Source organism: Bartonella machadoae (assembly GCF_022559585.1).
Lineage (GTDB): Bacteria > Pseudomonadota > Alphaproteobacteria > Rhizobiales > Rhizobiaceae > Bartonella > Bartonella machadoae.
On the sequence record NZ_CP087114.1, the window covers coordinates 1737853 to 1754265 of the forward strand.

General features: G+C 38.0%; 14 protein-coding genes, 1 other RNA gene and 1 pseudogene. 12 read left to right on the top strand and 4 right to left on the bottom strand.

Annotation, left to right across the window (positions count from 1 at the left end; genetic code table 11):
* Positions 1–57: 57 nt before the first annotated feature.
* On the bottom strand, positions 58–567 hold the full coding sequence (locus LNM86_RS08390; protein ID WP_241437314.1) for a dihydrofolate reductase: 510 nt from the start codon (positions 565–567) through the stop codon (positions 58–60).
* Positions 564–1358, bottom strand: a complete 795-nt coding sequence (locus LNM86_RS08395) for a thymidylate synthase (RefSeq protein ID WP_241437315.1) — start codon at positions 1356–1358, stop codon at positions 564–566. The genes LNM86_RS08390 and LNM86_RS08395 overlap by 4 nt, the downstream gene beginning before the upstream one ends.
* A 213-nt stretch (positions 1359–1571) precedes the next feature.
* Here LNM86_RS08395 and LNM86_RS08400 point away from each other — a divergent pair, with 213 nt between their 5' ends.
* The 4 genes and pseudogenes from LNM86_RS08400 to LNM86_RS08415 all read left to right on the top strand — a co-directional run bounded on the left by LNM86_RS08400 (position 1572) and on the right by LNM86_RS08415 (position 7596).
* Positions 1572–2879 (top strand): MFS family transporter, encoded by a 1308-nt coding sequence (locus tag LNM86_RS08400; protein ID WP_241437316.1) that lies wholly within the window; start codon positions 1572–1574, stop codon positions 2877–2879.
* 817 nt (positions 2880–3696) lie between these two features.
* Positions 3697–3964 (top strand): annotated as a pseudogene (locus tag LNM86_RS08405) (Arm DNA-binding domain-containing protein); the annotation flags it as partial.
* 482 nt (positions 3965–4446) lie between these two features.
* A complete protein-coding gene (locus LNM86_RS08410) occupies positions 4447–5754 on the top strand; it encodes an MFS family transporter (protein ID WP_241437317.1) in 1308 nt (435 codons plus the stop codon).
* A 534-nt stretch (positions 5755–6288) separates the two neighbouring features.
* A complete protein-coding gene (locus tag LNM86_RS08415; protein WP_241437318.1) occupies positions 6289–7596 on the top strand; it encodes an MFS family transporter in 1308 nt (435 codons plus the stop codon).
* A 78-nt stretch (positions 7597–7674) separates the two neighbouring features.
* Here LNM86_RS08415 and LNM86_RS08420 read toward each other — a convergent pair whose 3' ends face one another.
* On the bottom strand, positions 7675–7980 hold the full coding sequence (locus tag LNM86_RS08420; protein WP_241437319.1) for a DUF2853 family protein: 306 nt from the start codon (positions 7978–7980) through the stop codon (positions 7675–7677).
* A gap of 97 nt (positions 7981–8077) precedes the next feature.
* Between LNM86_RS08420 and ssrA the strand changes: the two genes are divergently transcribed.
* The 5 genes from ssrA to LNM86_RS08445 all read left to right on the top strand — a co-directional run bounded on the left by ssrA (position 8078) and on the right by LNM86_RS08445 (position 12054).
* Positions 8078–8430: a transfer-messenger RNA gene (ssrA, locus tag LNM86_RS08425) on the top strand.
* Positions 8431–8603: 173 nt separating this feature from the next.
* The gene (locus tag LNM86_RS08430) at positions 8604–9149 is read left to right on the top strand and encodes an SspB family protein (RefSeq protein ID WP_241437320.1); all 546 of its coding nucleotides are present in this window, start codon (positions 8604–8606) and stop codon (positions 9147–9149) included.
* A gap of 13 nt (positions 9150–9162) precedes the next feature.
* Positions 9163–9351, top strand: a complete 189-nt coding sequence (locus LNM86_RS08435) for a DUF4169 family protein (protein WP_241437321.1) — start codon at positions 9163–9165, stop codon at positions 9349–9351.
* A 5-nt stretch (positions 9352–9356) separates the two neighbouring features.
* Complete coding sequence (locus LNM86_RS08440; protein WP_241437322.1) at positions 9357–9608, top strand: ribbon-helix-helix domain-containing protein; 252 nt, start codon at positions 9357–9359, stop codon at positions 9606–9608.
* A 118-nt stretch (positions 9609–9726) separates the two neighbouring features.
* Positions 9727–12054, top strand: a complete 2328-nt coding sequence (locus LNM86_RS08445; protein WP_241437323.1) for an ATP-dependent helicase — start codon at positions 9727–9729, stop codon at positions 12052–12054.
* Positions 12055–12102: 48 nt separating this feature from the next.
* Here the strand turns inward: LNM86_RS08445 and LNM86_RS08450 are convergent, their stop codons facing one another.
* Positions 12103–12744, bottom strand: coding sequence for a DapH/DapD/GlmU-related protein (locus LNM86_RS08450; protein WP_241437324.1), 642 nt, complete (start codon positions 12742–12744; stop codon positions 12103–12105).
* A 133-nt stretch (positions 12745–12877) separates the two neighbouring features.
* Between LNM86_RS08450 and LNM86_RS08455 the strand changes: the two genes are divergently transcribed.
* The 3 genes from LNM86_RS08455 to LNM86_RS08465 are packed head-to-tail and all read left to right on the top strand — an operon-like array spanning position 12878 to position 16196.
* Positions 12878–13459 carry an SCO family protein gene (locus tag LNM86_RS08455; RefSeq protein ID WP_241437325.1) on the top strand — a complete coding sequence of 194 codons (582 nt, stop codon included), beginning with the start codon at positions 12878–12880 and terminating at the stop codon, positions 13457–13459.
* Positions 13460–13483: 24 nt separating this feature from the next.
* Positions 13484–14353, top strand: a complete 870-nt coding sequence (locus tag LNM86_RS08460; RefSeq protein ID WP_241437326.1) for a 50S ribosomal protein L11 methyltransferase — start codon at positions 13484–13486, stop codon at positions 14351–14353.
* 16 nt (positions 14354–14369) lie between these two features.
* Complete coding sequence (locus tag LNM86_RS08465) at positions 14370–16196, top strand: aminopeptidase P family protein (protein WP_241437327.1); 1827 nt, start codon at positions 14370–14372, stop codon at positions 16194–16196.
* Positions 16197–16413: the final 217 nt, after the last annotated feature.

A 16413-nucleotide genomic window follows, 5' to 3' on the forward strand; every position in this document is an offset into this window, starting at 1 on the left:
TGGCTTTTATCTGATTACAACATAACTGATAGGTTCTTCCCATTTAATTATAAACAATTATCTTCGCTCATAAACTACAAAACGTGTTGCATGGCTGTCTTTATCTCCTTCGGAGATATATTGCGTTTGTACAATCGTCCACTTGTCTTTATTCAAAGCAGGAAAAAAACTATCCCCTTCAATAGAAGCTAAAACTTCTGTAAGGAATATTTTATCAGCAATATGTAATCCCTGTTGAAAGATTTCTCCACCACCAATAATAAAAATTTCCTCTGCACCATTTTGCAAAGCTTCTTTTTTTGCAACAGAACAAGCCTCAAATAAAGAGTGCACAATAACAGCACCTTCAGCTATGAAAGCAGGATTACGCGTAATAACGATATTTGCACGCCCTGGTAAAGGACGTCCAAGAGAGTCCCAAGTTTTTCGCCCCATAATAATGGGTTTACCAAAAGTCAAAGCTTTAAAGCGTTGCAAATCTGTTGATAAATGCCAAGGCATCGCACCTTCACGACCGATAACACCATTTTCTGCAACAGCTGCAATTAAACAAATTGGTAAAGTCATACTGCTACCGGTGCCTTGATATGTGGTTGTGCTTCATAATTAAGCAATTCAAAATCCTCAAATTTAAAAGAAAAAAGATCTGTTACCGCTGGATTGATACGCATAGACGGCAAAGTATTGGGGATACGAGACAATTGAGATCGCGCCTGTTCAAAATGATTAGAATAAAGATGCGCATCCCCTAGCGTATGAACAAAATCACCTATTTTAAGCCCACACACTTGTGCAATCATCATTGTTAACAATGCATAAGAAGCAATATTGAATGGAAGACCTAAAAAAATATCCGCTGAACGTTGATAAAGCTGGCAAGATAATTTTCCATCAGCAACGTAGAATTGAAAAAGACAATGACACGGTGGGAGAGCCATTTCCTCTATCAATGCGGGATTCCACGCTGAGACAATTAAACGGCGAGAATCAGGTGTTTCCTTAATCATAGTCAAAAGATGACTGATCTGATCAATATATTGTCCATCAGGCGTTGGCCAAGAGCGCCACTGATAACCATAGACAGGACCAAGATTCCCTTTTTCATCCGCCCATTCATCCCAAATTGATACACCATGTTCCTTCAACCACGCTATATTCGTATCACCTTTAAGAAACCATAAAAGCTCATAAATGATTGAACGCAAATGCAACTTTTTCGTTGTCAACAACGGAAATCCAGCCTGTAAATCAAATCGCATCTGATAACCAAAGACCGATCGCGTCCCAACACCGGTTCGATCAGTCCGGTCAAAGCCCTGCTCTAAAACATGAGATAAAAGATCAAGATAGGTTTTCATACGAACATTATGGACGATTCTATTGAATATAGAAAATAGAAATTGCAAAATTCATAAAAATACAGTTTAAATTTCTTCTCCCCAATATTTTACACAAGAAATTCCTACGTTTCGATTAAATTTTTGACGTAAAAGATAAAATACTATAGACAACTCTTCGGAGAATAAATAGCAGGGGTAATAAATGAATGAAAAAAACAAAGGGATAGACTTATGGAAAATGAAACAACTTTAGCGCCACATGATACAAGAAAACGTATCCGAGCTATTGTGTCCAGTGCATCAGGCAATCTAGTAGAATGGTACGACTTTTATGTTTATTCTTTTACATCCATCTACTTTGCATCACAATTCTTTCCCTCTGACGGCGATGTCGTTATGCAACTTTTAAAAGCTGCTGGTGTCTTTGCTATCGGTTTTCTTATGCGCCCAATCGGCGGATGGCTTTTTGGCTTCATTGCTGACCGTTATGGACGCAAACGTTCAATGCTTATTTCGGTTTTTATGATGTGCGGTGGCTCGTTCTTAATCGCCTTACTTCCTACCTATGAAACCATAGGAGCAGCTGCAGGACTTTTTTTACTTTTACTCAGAATGCTTCAGGGACTTTCTGTTGGTGGTGAATACGGTACAACAGCAACCTATATGAGTGAAATCGCCCTTAAAAATCGCCGTGGATTCTTTAGCTCTTTCCAATACACCACATTGATTGGTGGTCAACTTCTAGCCAGCCTTGTTATATTCATTCTAGCCTTGTATCTCACCGGAGATCAGCTAAAAGCATGGGGATGGCGTATCCCATTTGCCATTGGTGGACTAGGAGCAATCGTTGCGATTTATTTACGCCGCACTCTCCACGAAACAACGACCAAAGAAAGTCGTTCTAAGAAAGAAGCCGGTAACATTGTAGAGCTTTTATCCAATCATGGGAAAGCTTTTTTTCTCGTTATTGGTTTTACCGCTGGGGGATCACTTACATTCTATACATATACAACCTATATGCAAAAATATCTCATAACGACTACCGGATTTGATAAGCACACTGCAACAACGATAATGACTGCTGCACTTTTTGTTTTTATGTTAATTCAGCCTGCATTTGGTTTTCTGGCTGATAAAATTGGAACAAGAACGTCACTGCTTATTTGGAGTGTTTTATCTATTATCTTTACAATACCTGGGCTTCATGTGATTGGTAACACCGATAATACATGGATTGCTCTATCCGTCATCGTTGGAATGCTCTGTATTATGAGTTTTTATACATCCATCGCTGGTATTGTAAAATCAGAAATGTTTCCCGCTTCAGTACGGGCAATAGGTGTTGGACTCTCTTATGCCATTGCCAATGCGCTCTTTGGTGGTTCCGCTGAGTATGTCGCACTTGGCTTAAAAGATCTTGGATATGAAACTGTCTTCTATTTTTATATCATTGGCATGATGGTTATTGCATTCATTTCTATTCTCTTAATGCCCGACGCCCGCAAAGGGGGATATCTTCAAAATGATGATATTCATTAAAGCTTTCTATTGAAATTAAACAAAAAAGCTCACTTTGTTGAGCTTTTTTATTATAAAATTCGTATAAAAAATTAAATATTTAAAAAATGTTATACGTATTTATTAAATAAGAAAGATAACCCTTCCTTCTCTAGCATAAGTTTTGAAAAATCTTCTACTTTACTATAGGGTACTCTTTCTTCATTATGCTCATTTTATTACCTTTAAAATTTATTTGATGAATTTCAACAAACATCCATTTTTTCAAAATCAAAGATAACCGAAGCTTTCTCAACAATAATCCCTTACTAGCAATGACTTCGTATGAAAAGATGCAGCTATCCCTTTAGAAGAGTTTTTTGCAGCAAAACAATTTAACAAAGAATACCTAAACATCTCCAGCTGTTAAGAAGAGGCAAGAAAGCAATTGTAACGTTTTATGCATAGTAAAACCGTCTACGAAAACGCATGTTTATTGCTCCATGTGTAATAATCATGTGTAATCATTTCAATATAAAGCATATTACAGGCGCCCTACATTTGTCGATACACAACAAACGATGATCTAACAAAGCGATGTTACTCTATTTGTAAAATGAGAAATCTAAAAACAAAATAAAACAATAGTTTTATTAATTAAACTTAAAAAGCACCTCATAATAAATACAATGCATTGATTTATAATGATAATTTATCGTTTTGCATGTTGAATTAGCCCCCCGAATATTGTAAGATTCTCTTATCTCAAATCATTACATTTTGAATCAATTAATTACTTATTTGCACATCATAAGCGGGATTGGTGTGTGGGTAGAAAACCGTTTAGAAAGGAACAAAAATGCCTCTTATGGAGAGTCTTAATGCAAGGGCTGTCGGCAACATTGGGGGCTGGCAAATAATATGATGGTACCAGCTTATACCTTCATAAACGTAAAGATGGTGGCGTTCAATGGCTTTTACGTTATTACTATCCACGGGCGCCGTCGTGAAATGGGCTTGGGTGCCTTAAGAAATGTCTCTTTAAACAAGCCCGTGAATTGGCAACTGGGTGGCGTTCTGTTTTGAATGAGGGGCGTGACCCTATTAAAGATAATATCTGTCAAAAATGAATATCAAAATGCATTGATCCATTTAAAGAAAAAGTTTCTTTTTTGACAAAGTTATTGATTCTTAAGAGAAAAATTACATTCTTGAAGCATATAATTTTCATATTATCCCCACAATCAAAAAGGCAGATAATTTTAAGCAAAAATACAGTTTCCCTCTTTCCCAAACGGAACACATAACCTATAAATTAAACTGTATTTATGAATATAATCTCGCCTCTTTCTCTGCCTTTTCGGTCTAAACAATCTATGCTATTGTTCAACATACAATAAAAAGTCGAGAGACAACTTCATATAAATATTCCCGTTGCTTTCATTGTAACATAAAAAAGAAAACCTCAAAACTTTATAAAAATATATCTCTCATAAAGAAAATCAAACATCTTTCAGAAAAAACATTCTTATAATTGAATTTTTGTAACTTAAATTGTAAACAACTTTAAAGAGAAAAATAAATAGAGTCATTAAAAGGGGAACACTTCATGAAAAATGAAACAACTTTAGCACCACATGATACGGAGAAACGTATCTTCGCTATCATATCCAGCGCATCAGGGAATCTGGTAGAATGGTATGATTTTTATGCTTACTCATTTACGTCGATTTATTTTGCTTCGCAATTCTTTCCTTCAGATGATAATGTTGTTACACAACTGTTAAAAGTCGCCGGAATCTTTTTTATTGGTTTTCTTATGCGCCCAATTGGAGCATGGCTTTTCGGCTTTATTGCTGACCGTTATGGACGCAAACGCTCAATGCTTATTTCGGTTTCTATGATGTGTTGTGGCTCATTTCTCATCGCCATAGTTCCCACCTACGAAACTTTGGGAATAACAGCCGCATTCCTTTTACTTTTAATCCGCATGTTTCAAGGACTTTCCGTTGGTGGTGAATATGGTACAACAGCAACCTATATGAGTGAAGTTGCTCTCAAAAAACATCGTGGACTCTTTGCTTCTTTCCAATATGCTACAACGATCTCAGGGCAACTTCTTGCCAGCTTTATTATCTTTATTTTATCACTTTATCTCACTGAAGATCAATTAAAAGCATGGGGATGGCGTATTCCTTTTGCCATTGGTGGAATAGCAGCAATCGTTGCATTTTATCTGCGTCGTTCGCTTCATGAAACAACCACCAAAGAAAGCCGTTCTCACCAACATGCTGGTAGTATACAGGAGCTTTTACGCAACCACAAAAAAGCTTTCTTTCTGGTTATCGGCTTTACCGCAGGAGGTTCGCTCACATTTTACACCTACACCACTTACATGCAAAAATATCTGATCACAACCACCGGATTTGATAAACACACAGCAACAACAATAATGACCGCGGCACTTTTTGTTTTCGTGTTACTCCAACCCCTCTTTGGTTCTCTAGCTGATAAAATTGGAGCAAGAGCTTCACTCATCAGTTGGAGTACCTTATCGATTATCTGCACAATTCCCGTGCTTAAAACAATTGGTAATGCTCACAATCCATGGTTTGCACTCTTAATCATCATTGGAATACTTTGTATTATGAGTCTTTATACATCTATCGCTGGGATCATAAAAGCAGAACTGTTCCCTGCTTCAATCCGAGCAATCGGCGTTGGATTTTCTTTTGCCATTGGTAATGCACTGTTTGGTGGTTCGGCTGAATATGTAGCATTTGGACTAAAAGATCTTGGATATGAAAGTGTCTTTCCTTTTTATATCATTGGTATGATGATCATTGCACTCATTTCAATTCTCTTAATGCCAGATATAGACAAAGGGGGATATCTTAAAGATGATGAGATTCTTTAAGTTTTCCACGCGCAATAAAAAAGCCCAAACAATTGGGCTTTTTTATAATGAATCTGTAAATATTCAATAAAAACAGCGAATAACATAAAACCTTTCATTTCTTATATCTCGCCCTACAGAAAAATACTGTTCTCATATATAAGTTAAAGAATATTTCATAACACTCTGTATTATTTGTATTTTACCAAATATCTTTTATTGTTCACAACGAAAGAATAAAAAGTTATATAGCTTTTCTACACTCTCTAACCATTCTATTGGTAAATTTTAGAACAGCGCTCTCTACACTTTTTTACCAACATTTCACCCCCACTTGAAGCTATTTTTTCAACACACGCCCCTTTTAGGTTCGGCGTGGCGTTCTCCCCCCCCCCCACAACATAAAATCCTCAAAAGGTGCAAGCTTATAACCTCAACAAACCCTCTAAAAGAGCGTTCATAAAAAATTACTATTATAACAATTGAATTTTGATGATACAGTCGTAAAAAAATTTAAAGCAAAAAATACAATAAATCTAAAAAGGGAAACACTTCATGAAAAATGAAACAACTTTAATACAACATAGTGCAAGAAAACGTGTCTTCGCTATCATATCCAGCGCATCAGGGAATTTGGTAGAGTGGTATGATTTTTACGTTTATTCATTTGCGTCAATTTACTTTGCGCCACAATTTTTTCCTTCAGATGGCGATGTTGTTACCCAATTTCTAAAAACAGCAGGAATCTTCTTTATTGGTTTTCTGATGCGCCCAATTGGCAGTTGGCTCTTTGGTTTTATTGCTGATCGTTATGGACGCAAAAACTCAATGCTTATCTCTATTCTTATGATGTGTGGGGGGTCTTTTCTCATTGCCATACTTCCCACTTATGAAACTTTAGGAAGAACTGCCGCAATTCTCCTGCTTCTCATTCGAATGATGCAAGGACTTTCAGCCGGTGGTGAATATGGTACAGCGGCAACTTATATTAGCGAAATTTCCCTTAAAAATCATCGTGGTCTCTTTGCTTCTTTCCAATCTGGCACGCTTATTACTGGTCAACTTTTAGCCAGTTTTATTATCTTTATTTTAGCACTTTATCTAACGGAAGACCAATTAAGAACATGGGGCTGGCGTATTCCTTTTGCAATTGGTGGATTAGCAGCAATAGTTGCACTTTATCTACGTCGTTCACTTCATGAAACAACCACGAAAGAAAGCCGTTCTAGGAAACAAACAGGGAGTCTTAAAGAGCTTCTAAGCAAACACAAAAAAGCCTTCTTTGTCATTGTTATCTTCGCCTCAGGAGGATCTCTAACATTTTATACCTGTACGACTTATATGCAAAAATATCTCATCACCACCACCGGATTTGATAAACATACCGCAACAACGATAATGACTGCGGCACTTTTTATTTTCATCCTACTCCAACCCATTTTTGGTATCCTAGCAGATAAAATTGGGACAAAGAATTTGCTTATCCTTTGGAGTGGACTCTCTACTCTTTTTACGATTCCTGGACTTCTTATAATCGGTCACACACATAATCCATGGATTGCGCTGTCAACCATTCTTGGAATACTATGTATTATGAGCATGTATACATCCATCTCTGGTGTTGTAAAATCAGCAATGTTTCCTGCTTCAATACGCGCACTAGGCGTTGGTCTCTCTCATGCTATTGGTAATGCATTACTTGGCGGTTCCGCCGAATATGTAGCACTTGGATTAAAAAATATGGGGCATGAATCATTCTTTTACTTTTACGTAATCGTTGTGATGATCTTTGCATTCATTGCCACCCTCTTTATACCAGATATGAGCAAAGGAGGATATCTTCAAGAAGGCGAAACAGATTAACCTCTCTCTGCGAAACAAAAAGCCCAAAGAATTTTGGGCTTTTTTATCATTATCGAGCAAAATTTCGTTTCAAATTGTTTAAATTTTATCAAGCGCGTTGAGTTGTTTGGCGACTAAATAATAAAAAGTCATACGGCTTTTTCTACGATCTCCAGACATTATTTCTGCAACTTTCGTAACGGCTGTTTTAGCACTTTTCTCATCCGCCCCCAACACATCTTTAACCCATTTTTCAACACGCTCTAACTCTTTTGGATCCGATGTCGCAACAAGTGATGCATCCTGCTTTTTCATTACCAAAGCTAAGCGATGACTCAGTCGTTTTATTGCAGCCTCATCGGGATTTTTATCATATAATTTAATATCTGCTAGATCATTGATCATTGTGCACTATCTCCTCTCCAAAAATTAGCGGATGTACTTTACAACCGCATAACATAGCTTCATAAATAATTAGAGGATTTAAAATATTAACAACCCCCCCCTTTTCTAAAGACTGTTCTTCATCTATATTTAAAGGGCTGGCTTGCCAGCTATGGTAATAAATGGACAATGGAATAAACTTATTGGACCCGGGGGCGGTACCCGGCGCCTCCACCAAAATATAATGAAAATTATATTTTGGTGGGGGCGAAATAGGATCGACAAGAGTGTAAAGATTGCTCTTTTACTCGGCATAGTACCACCGTTATCGGACTAAATGAGTAGTTGCAAATGACAACTATGCGGAAGCACGTCTCGCCGCTTAAGGTGGTGTGAATGCTTCAAATTAAGCCTTAAACCGTCGCAGGTTTAAGCGGGGTTCGAAGGCACCTGGCAACAGAAGCCTTCACTTTTATCAATATCACCCATTAATCTTCCAGATATTATTTGTCATAAAATCTCATATTATTTTTTCCGTTGATTTAAGTGCCTATGAGGAAAAATATTGCTAGCTTAAAAAGACATTCTATTGCACAATATCACGCATACTCATCTACCATGTGAAATAAAAGGAATAAACTTCGATGGTTCAAGATCAAATCCGCTACGATATTCTCGTTCAGGATGCGCTTCGTGGGGTTATCCGTAAAGTTTTGTCAGAAGTTTCTAAAGCAGGTCTTCCGGGAAATCACCATTTTTTTATTACTTTTTTGACAAATGCCCCTGGCGTAAAAATCTCTCCTCGGCTCAAAGGCCGTTATCCAGAGCAAATGACAATCGTCTTACAACACCAATTTAGAGATTTAAGTGTTTCGGAAACTGCCTTCGAAGTTACGCTTTCTTTTAAAGAGATTAGCGAGAAACTCGTGATTCCCTTTACTTCTATTCAGGTGTTTTATGATCCTATAGCCGCCTTTGAAGCAGCCTTTGACCTCCCTTCAAACTTGGTTTCTGGAGAAAGTGAAAATTCAGAAAATGCTCCAAGCACACCGATTGCTTTATCAGACAAACAAAAAAAAGAAAACGCACATATAAAAGAACAAAACCCTAGTACAGTTGAGGATTCCTCAAACAATGATACCAAGCAAAGTGCGGATGTTGTTTCTTTAGACTCCTTTCGAAAAAAATAATGAAAACTTACACATGACTAACCTTATTAATCTTCGTCAGTTTAGAAAACAGAAAAAGCGTGCAGAACAAGCTATCCATGCAGAAGAGAGACGTTGTCATTTTGGCCGAACAAAAGCGGAAAAACTTTTCGAGCAAAAACAATCTTTAAAAACGCAAAAATTTCTTGATCAAAATTACTTAGAGCGCCTAGAAAAAGAATAAAAGTCATGCATGAAGATAATTTCATCGATTGGTCAAAAGTGATCTTACGAAAAATATCTGTTCGAATTGATGGACATGCAACAAGCGTATCTTTGGAACAGCCCTTTTTAGACATTCTCAAAACCATAGCGCAAAAAAAGGGACAATCTTTAGCCTTTATTATCACCGATATTGACAGCAAAAGACCGCCACAAGTGAATCTTTCGGCTTCGTTACGCGTTTATGCACTTCAAAGCGTTCTCACCCAACGTATGTGATATTTATTTTTAGTTTTTAAAACTTCTGTCTTCTTACGCAACCAAAAGCATTACTTTCTTAAGAAAATATTTTTTAGCTCTAGCGCTTAACTGAAAAAAAGACTACACAAAAGATACAATGAATAATTTTCTTGATCACATACCCTTTTTTGAAGACGACGCCTCTCTCCATAATAAAAAGAGCTCTAGAACCACTCCACACACTGTAAAAGAACAAATACAATGTGATGGTGCTTATTTGCAACAACTCAATCCAGAACAGCGGCAAGCAGTCATGAATACAGAAGGACCTCTTTTGGTTCTTGCCGGTGCTGGTACTGGAAAAACCCGTGTTTTAACGACCCGCATTTCTCACATTTTACACTCTGGTCTTGCCTCTCCTAAGCAAATACTTGCTGTAACCTTCACCAACAAAGCAGCACGCGAAATGAAAATGCGTATTGGCACACTTATTGGAGAAATTGTTGAAGGCATGCCTTGGCTTGGAACTTTTCATTCCACGGGGGCAAAAATTTTGCGCCGCCACGCAGAACTTGTTGGCTTAAAAAACAATTTTACAATTCTTGATAGCGATGATGTCCTGCGACTGTTAAAACAGCTTATTCAGGCTGAAGGATTAGACGATAAACGTTGGCCCGCACGCAACCTTGCCATAATGATTGATTCTTGGAAAAACCAAGGGCTTTTACCAGAACATCTTTCAGAAAAAGATGCTTATGCCTTTGGCAACGGTATGGGGCGAAAACTTTACCGTAGCTATCAGGAGAGATTAAAAAGTCTAAATGCCTGTGACTTCGGCGACCTTCTCCTCCATTCACTCTCTCTTTTCCAACATAATCCAGATATTCTCCGCGAATATCACTCTCAGTTCCGCTATATTCTTGTCGACGAATATCAAGATACCAATACAGCACAATATCTTTGGCTTCGTCTTTTGGCACAACGACCTGAAGAACAACCTGTCAACCTTTGTTGTGTTGGCGATGATGACCAATCTATTTATGGATGGCGCGGTGCTAAAGTCGAAAATATATTACGTTTTGAGAAAGATTTTCCTTCTGCAAAAATTATTCGTTTAGAACGCAATTATCGTTCAACATCACACATACTCACAACGGCTTCTCATCTCATTTCCCATAACCAAGAAAGGCTTGGAAAAACACTGTTTTCTGATCAAATAATGACTGAAGGAGGAAAGGTAAAAGTCCATGAATCCTGGGATTCTAGAGAGGAAGCACGTGCAATTGGAGAAGAAATTGAACAAGCACAACAAAATGGTCATTCATTAAATCATATAGCGATATTAGTGCGCGCATCATTTCAGATGCGTGAATTTGAAGATCGCTTTGTAACCCTTGGTCTTAACTACCGTGTTATTGGTGGTCCACGCTTTTATGAACGAATGGAAATACGTGATGCCATGGCTTACTTACGTGTTGTGGTCCAACCAGCAGATGATTTAGCCTTTGAACGCATTATTAACACACCAAGACGCGGCTTAGGAGATGCAACCCTACGCACTCTTTATGAAAGTGCACGTGCACGTTCTATTCCTCTCTTTGCAGCTGCTACTGAAATCATTGAAACGGACGAACTAAAACCCAAGGTACGCAGTGCCTTACGAAATATTGTCGAAGATTTTCGCCGCTGGCAAAATATGCTGCCATACACTCCCCATAAAGAACTTACCGAAACAATTCTTGATGAATCAGGCTACACAGCGATGTGGCTAGAAGATCGCTCACCAGAAGCACCAACGCGGCTAGAAAATCTCAAAGAAATGGTCCGCTCTATGGAACAATTTGAAAGCCTCCATAGCTTTTTAGAACATGTTGCACTGGTAATGGATGCTGAAAACAATGACAATACTGATGCTGTTAACATCATGACTCTTCATTCAGCCAAAGGGCTTGAATTTGAAACCGTTTTTCTTCCTGGTTGGGAAGAAGGTCTCTTTCCTCACCAACGTTCATTAGATGAAGGCGGTCGTTTGGGTTTAGAAGAAGAACGACGACTAGCTTATGTAGGGCTGACAAGAGCAAAAAAACATTTGCATATATGGTTTGTCTCTAATCGGAGAGTCCATGGACTTTGGCAATCCACACTCCCCTCGCGTTTTCTCAATGAATTACCAGAAGAACATATAGAAATTATCAAAATGGGAACCTCTTATGGTGGTTATGGCAACTCTTCTTTTAACCACCATAATTCGTTTTATAATGATTATTCCACACGAGAACAAAAGCGCACACAAAAGAACATTGAAGGAAAAGTCATCACCCAATCAGTCTCTCAAGCACCCTCCAATTTTTTTATCAATGATCGGATTTTTCATATAAAGTTTGGTTATGGTCATATCACAGCCATAGATGGTCATAAATTAACCATTGTTTTTGAGAAAGCGGGTGAAAAGCGTGTCCTTGATAATTTTGTCAGCAAAGCATAAAGAAGCATATCAAAGTAATCTTTCCAAATAACAAGCTATTTTTTCATTTTATGTTAAGCGCTCTTTCCATTTTCGAATAAAATCCTCGATTGGAAGGTTTTGCATATCGGGCAATGCGTTATAAATTTTATCAAGCGGCCAATTCCACCAAGCCATCTCCAAAAGTTCTTGGATCACATGATCTGAAAAACGCATCCGCAAACACTTTGCAGGAACACCAGCGACAATTGTATAAGGTAAAACATTTTTTGTTATAACAGCGTTCGCTCCGATGACCGCGCCATGCCCGATAGTTACCCCTGGCATAATAACCGCGCCATGTCCAATCCACACATCATGCCCAATGATCACACGTTTTGCACAACGTCTTTCACGAAAAGAACAATCTAATGATCTATAGCGGAAATATTCGTTAGGTCGATAAGTTACTTTATGTGTAGAAAGGCGTTCCATAGGATGTTCTAGTGCATTGACACAGACATGAGAGGCAATAGAACAAAAACGTCCAATATCGCTATAAATCGCTTCACTATTATGCTCAAAATAAGAAAAATCTCCCACTGTTACATGACGCAGAACCACACGTTCATTGATTTCCACATAGCGTCCCAATTTACAACCATGCAATCGTGCTGTCGTATGAATACGAGGCTCGCTCTCATGAAATCGAAGATCTTTCTCACTATCCATTCATCCCTCACCAATTGTTTTTCCATAAATGTTTTTTCACCCAACCAAATAAACAAAATCAACCATGAAACAGCGATTGCAAAGTGACCCAACCAATGTTACAATTTCTCGTTCTATTGAAGAGAGTTAAACGATGAAAAATGTAATGCGCATTTTTGGGGTAACAATCATATTTCTTGCGGGTATTTTTATTTATGATGCGTTAAGAAATAAACCTTTGGGTGATGATTTTACACTTATTGATTCTAATGGAAAAACAATTACTGAAAAGGATATTAGAAGCAAGCCTTCAGCAATTTTTTTCGGCTTTACTATGTGTCCTGAAACTTGCCCTACCACCTTGATCAATCTTGATCGATGGTTAACAGCTCTTGGCCCACAGGCTAATGAATTAGGGATATGGTTTGTTACAGTTGACCCTGAACGTGATACACCAGAAGTGCTTCATAATTATCTCAGTAATTTTAATAACAAAATTATTGGGATTAGCGGAGACCCCGAAAAAGTTCATAAAATGGTTGAATCCTTTAACATTGTTGCTGAAAAAGTACCAGGAACAGATGAAAACTATACTTATAACCATACAGCAGCGATTTTTTTACTCAAAAAAGGCGGAAAACTAGCTGGTGTTATTCCTTATGAAACGAAAGAGATCGATCCTGAAATAAAAGACAATATCGCCATTGAACGTTTGAAGAAGCTGGTTGCCAACTAAAAAGTATTTAAAAGAAAGAACGGAATGTCACAGCAAATTCGTCTGTATTATACTGCTTTCAAAGACGAAGCAGAGCGGTTTTATGCTCTTATGGAAACAGCTTTTGACGAAGAAGGATATCCTCTTGCTCTGACAGAGATAGATGAAAAAAATGCTGTGTATGAACTTTCACTTTATGTCAATAAAGAAAACCAAGAGAGTGTTTGCAAACGTTTTGCAAATGTTCTTTCTATAAATCCTGATAAAATTAAGACTAAAATTCTACCCAATATTGATTGGGTTAAGCAAAGCCTTGAAGGACTAACACCTGTACATGCTGGTCCTTTTTTTTTACACGGAAGCCATAACAGAAACAGCATTCCCCCCAATGTTTTTCCGATTGAAATTGAAGCCAGTCAAGCTTTTGGTACCGGACATCATGGAACGACCGCTGGTTGTTTAGAAATGATTGCCAAAGTCATGCAAAAAGAAAATCCTCAAAATGTCCTTGATCTTGGCACGGGTAGCGGTGTCCTTGCCATTGGCATTGCCATGCTTAAGCCTGTTTCTATACTTGCATCCGATACTGATCCAATTGCTATTCAAGTTGCACAACACAATATCGAACTCAATGGCGTAAAGGAATATATTACAGCTGTTACAGCAACAGGTTTTTCTCACGATAAAATTGCATCCCGTGCACCCTTCGATCTGATTGTTGCCAATATCCTTGCTAATCCACTCATTGAGCTTGCGCAAGAAATGGTACAGGCACTCAAAAAAGGTGGATCGCTGATACTCTCTGGGATTCTTGAAGAACAACACGACAATGTGTTGGAAGCATATATAAAGCAAGGGCTAAAACATATTGAAACATACCACCGTCAAGGATGGGTTACTCTACATCTGAAATAAACAAAAAGGACGTGTTATGTATCAAACTTTTGAAGCGATAACAAATCCCTCTCATGCGGCAGAACGCATTGCTTCTCTTCGTAAAGAACTCAATCGTCTCAAGCTAGATGGCTTTCTTGTCCCACGTGCTGACGAACATCAAGGAGAGTATGTCCCACCACATGCTCAACGTCTTGGTTGGCTTACTGGATTTACGGGATCATCGGGTATTGCACTCATTTTAAAAAACAAAGCCATTCTATTTACAGATGGACGTTACAAACTACAGGTCCGCCAACAAACTAATCCTGAAATTTTTGACTATGAAGACCTCATAACTTGCCCACCCTCACAATGGCTTGCAAAAAATGGACAAAATCTTTCACTTGGCTTTGATCCATGGCTCCACACGATCTCCGCTACAGATACATTGAAAAAAACTTTAGAAATGAAAGCAGGTGGAAGGCTTATCGCCGTTCAACAAAATCCTATTGATCTTATCTGGCATGATCAACCACCATTACCGCAATCTGCTCTATCGATTCATCCTCTCAAATATGCAGGGTGCGACACGAATGAAAAGCTGACCTTGATTTGCCAAGATATCAAAAAAGCCAATGGAGATGCTTTTATTTTCACAGATCCCTCCTCTATTGCGTGGATATTTAATATACGTGGCAATGACGTTTCCAACACACCTTTTGCTCTTTGTTTTGCTCTTATTCCTATTAAAGGAACACCTTCCTTATTCATCGACAGCAAAAAATTGGGAATAGAACAAAAACAATATTTAGAACGCTATACAAAATTATATGAACCAGAACAGCTGATTGTAAAAATCAAAGATTATGTTCAAAAAGGAATGGTTTTTGCCTTAGACCCCCAATTAACATGCGAAAAATTACGCACCGTCATTGAACAACAAGGGGGCTCTTTTATAAGGCTTACTGATCCTGCTGCTTTACCACGTGCCATTAAAAATAACATAGAACTAGATGGTGCGCGTAAAGCACACCTGCGCGATGGTATAGCCCTTACCCGTTTTTTTTCTTGGCTAGAGAAACAGACACCAGGCACAATGAATGAAATTTCTACTGCTCAAAAATTAGAAGAATTTCGCATAACGACAGCAAAGGAAATGGGAGAAAAACTGGAAGATCTTTCTTTTGATACAATCTCAGCAGCAGGTTCCAATGGTGCCATTGTCCATTATCGTGTAACGACAAAAACAAATAAAGTTCTAAATGCCGGTGAGCTTTATCTTATTGATTCAGGTGGACAATACCGTGACGGAACGACAGATGTCACACGCACAGTAGCAATTGGAAATATTGGCGAAGAAGAGAAACGCTGCTTTACGCTTGTCCTCAAAGGAATGATTGCTCTTTCGACAGCTCGCTTTCCAAAAGGAACACGCGGACAAGACCTTGATGCTCTAGCACGCATAGCCTTATGGAAAGCTGGTTTTGATTATGCTCATGGCACGGGCCATGGCGTTGGATCGTACCTCTCTGTTCATGAAGGACCACAAAATCTTTCTCGTAATGGATGTCAAGAATTGATTCCCGGAATGATTATTTCTAATGAACCTGGATATTACCGTGAAGGTGCTTTTGGTATTCGTATTGAGAATTTACTCATTGTAAAGCCAGAACAAAAAATTAATGGTGGAGATAGAGAAATGCTTTCATTTGAAACCCTCACAAATTGTCCCATTGACCGGCGTTTAATCCTCCCAGAACTTTTGACATTACAAGAAAAACAATGGCTAAATGATTACCATGCACATGTTTATCAAGTGAATGCACCTTATTTAAATGAAGAAGATAAGAAATGGGCAAAAGAAGCAACAAAGCCTCTTTAAGTGGAATTGGGCAAACATCCTCTAATTCTTCTTACAAAACACCTTATCTCCTCTTTTAAAGAGAAGAACATATATCTCTATCAAGAAATACAAAAAATATTTTTATAATCTTCTTCAAGTTTTTGTACGAATATAACAAACGCTAACTTAGATAGAACAAAATGAAATAGGCTTGCAAAAGGCAACACTTATTTATGACTGTCCCTTTCTCAAAATG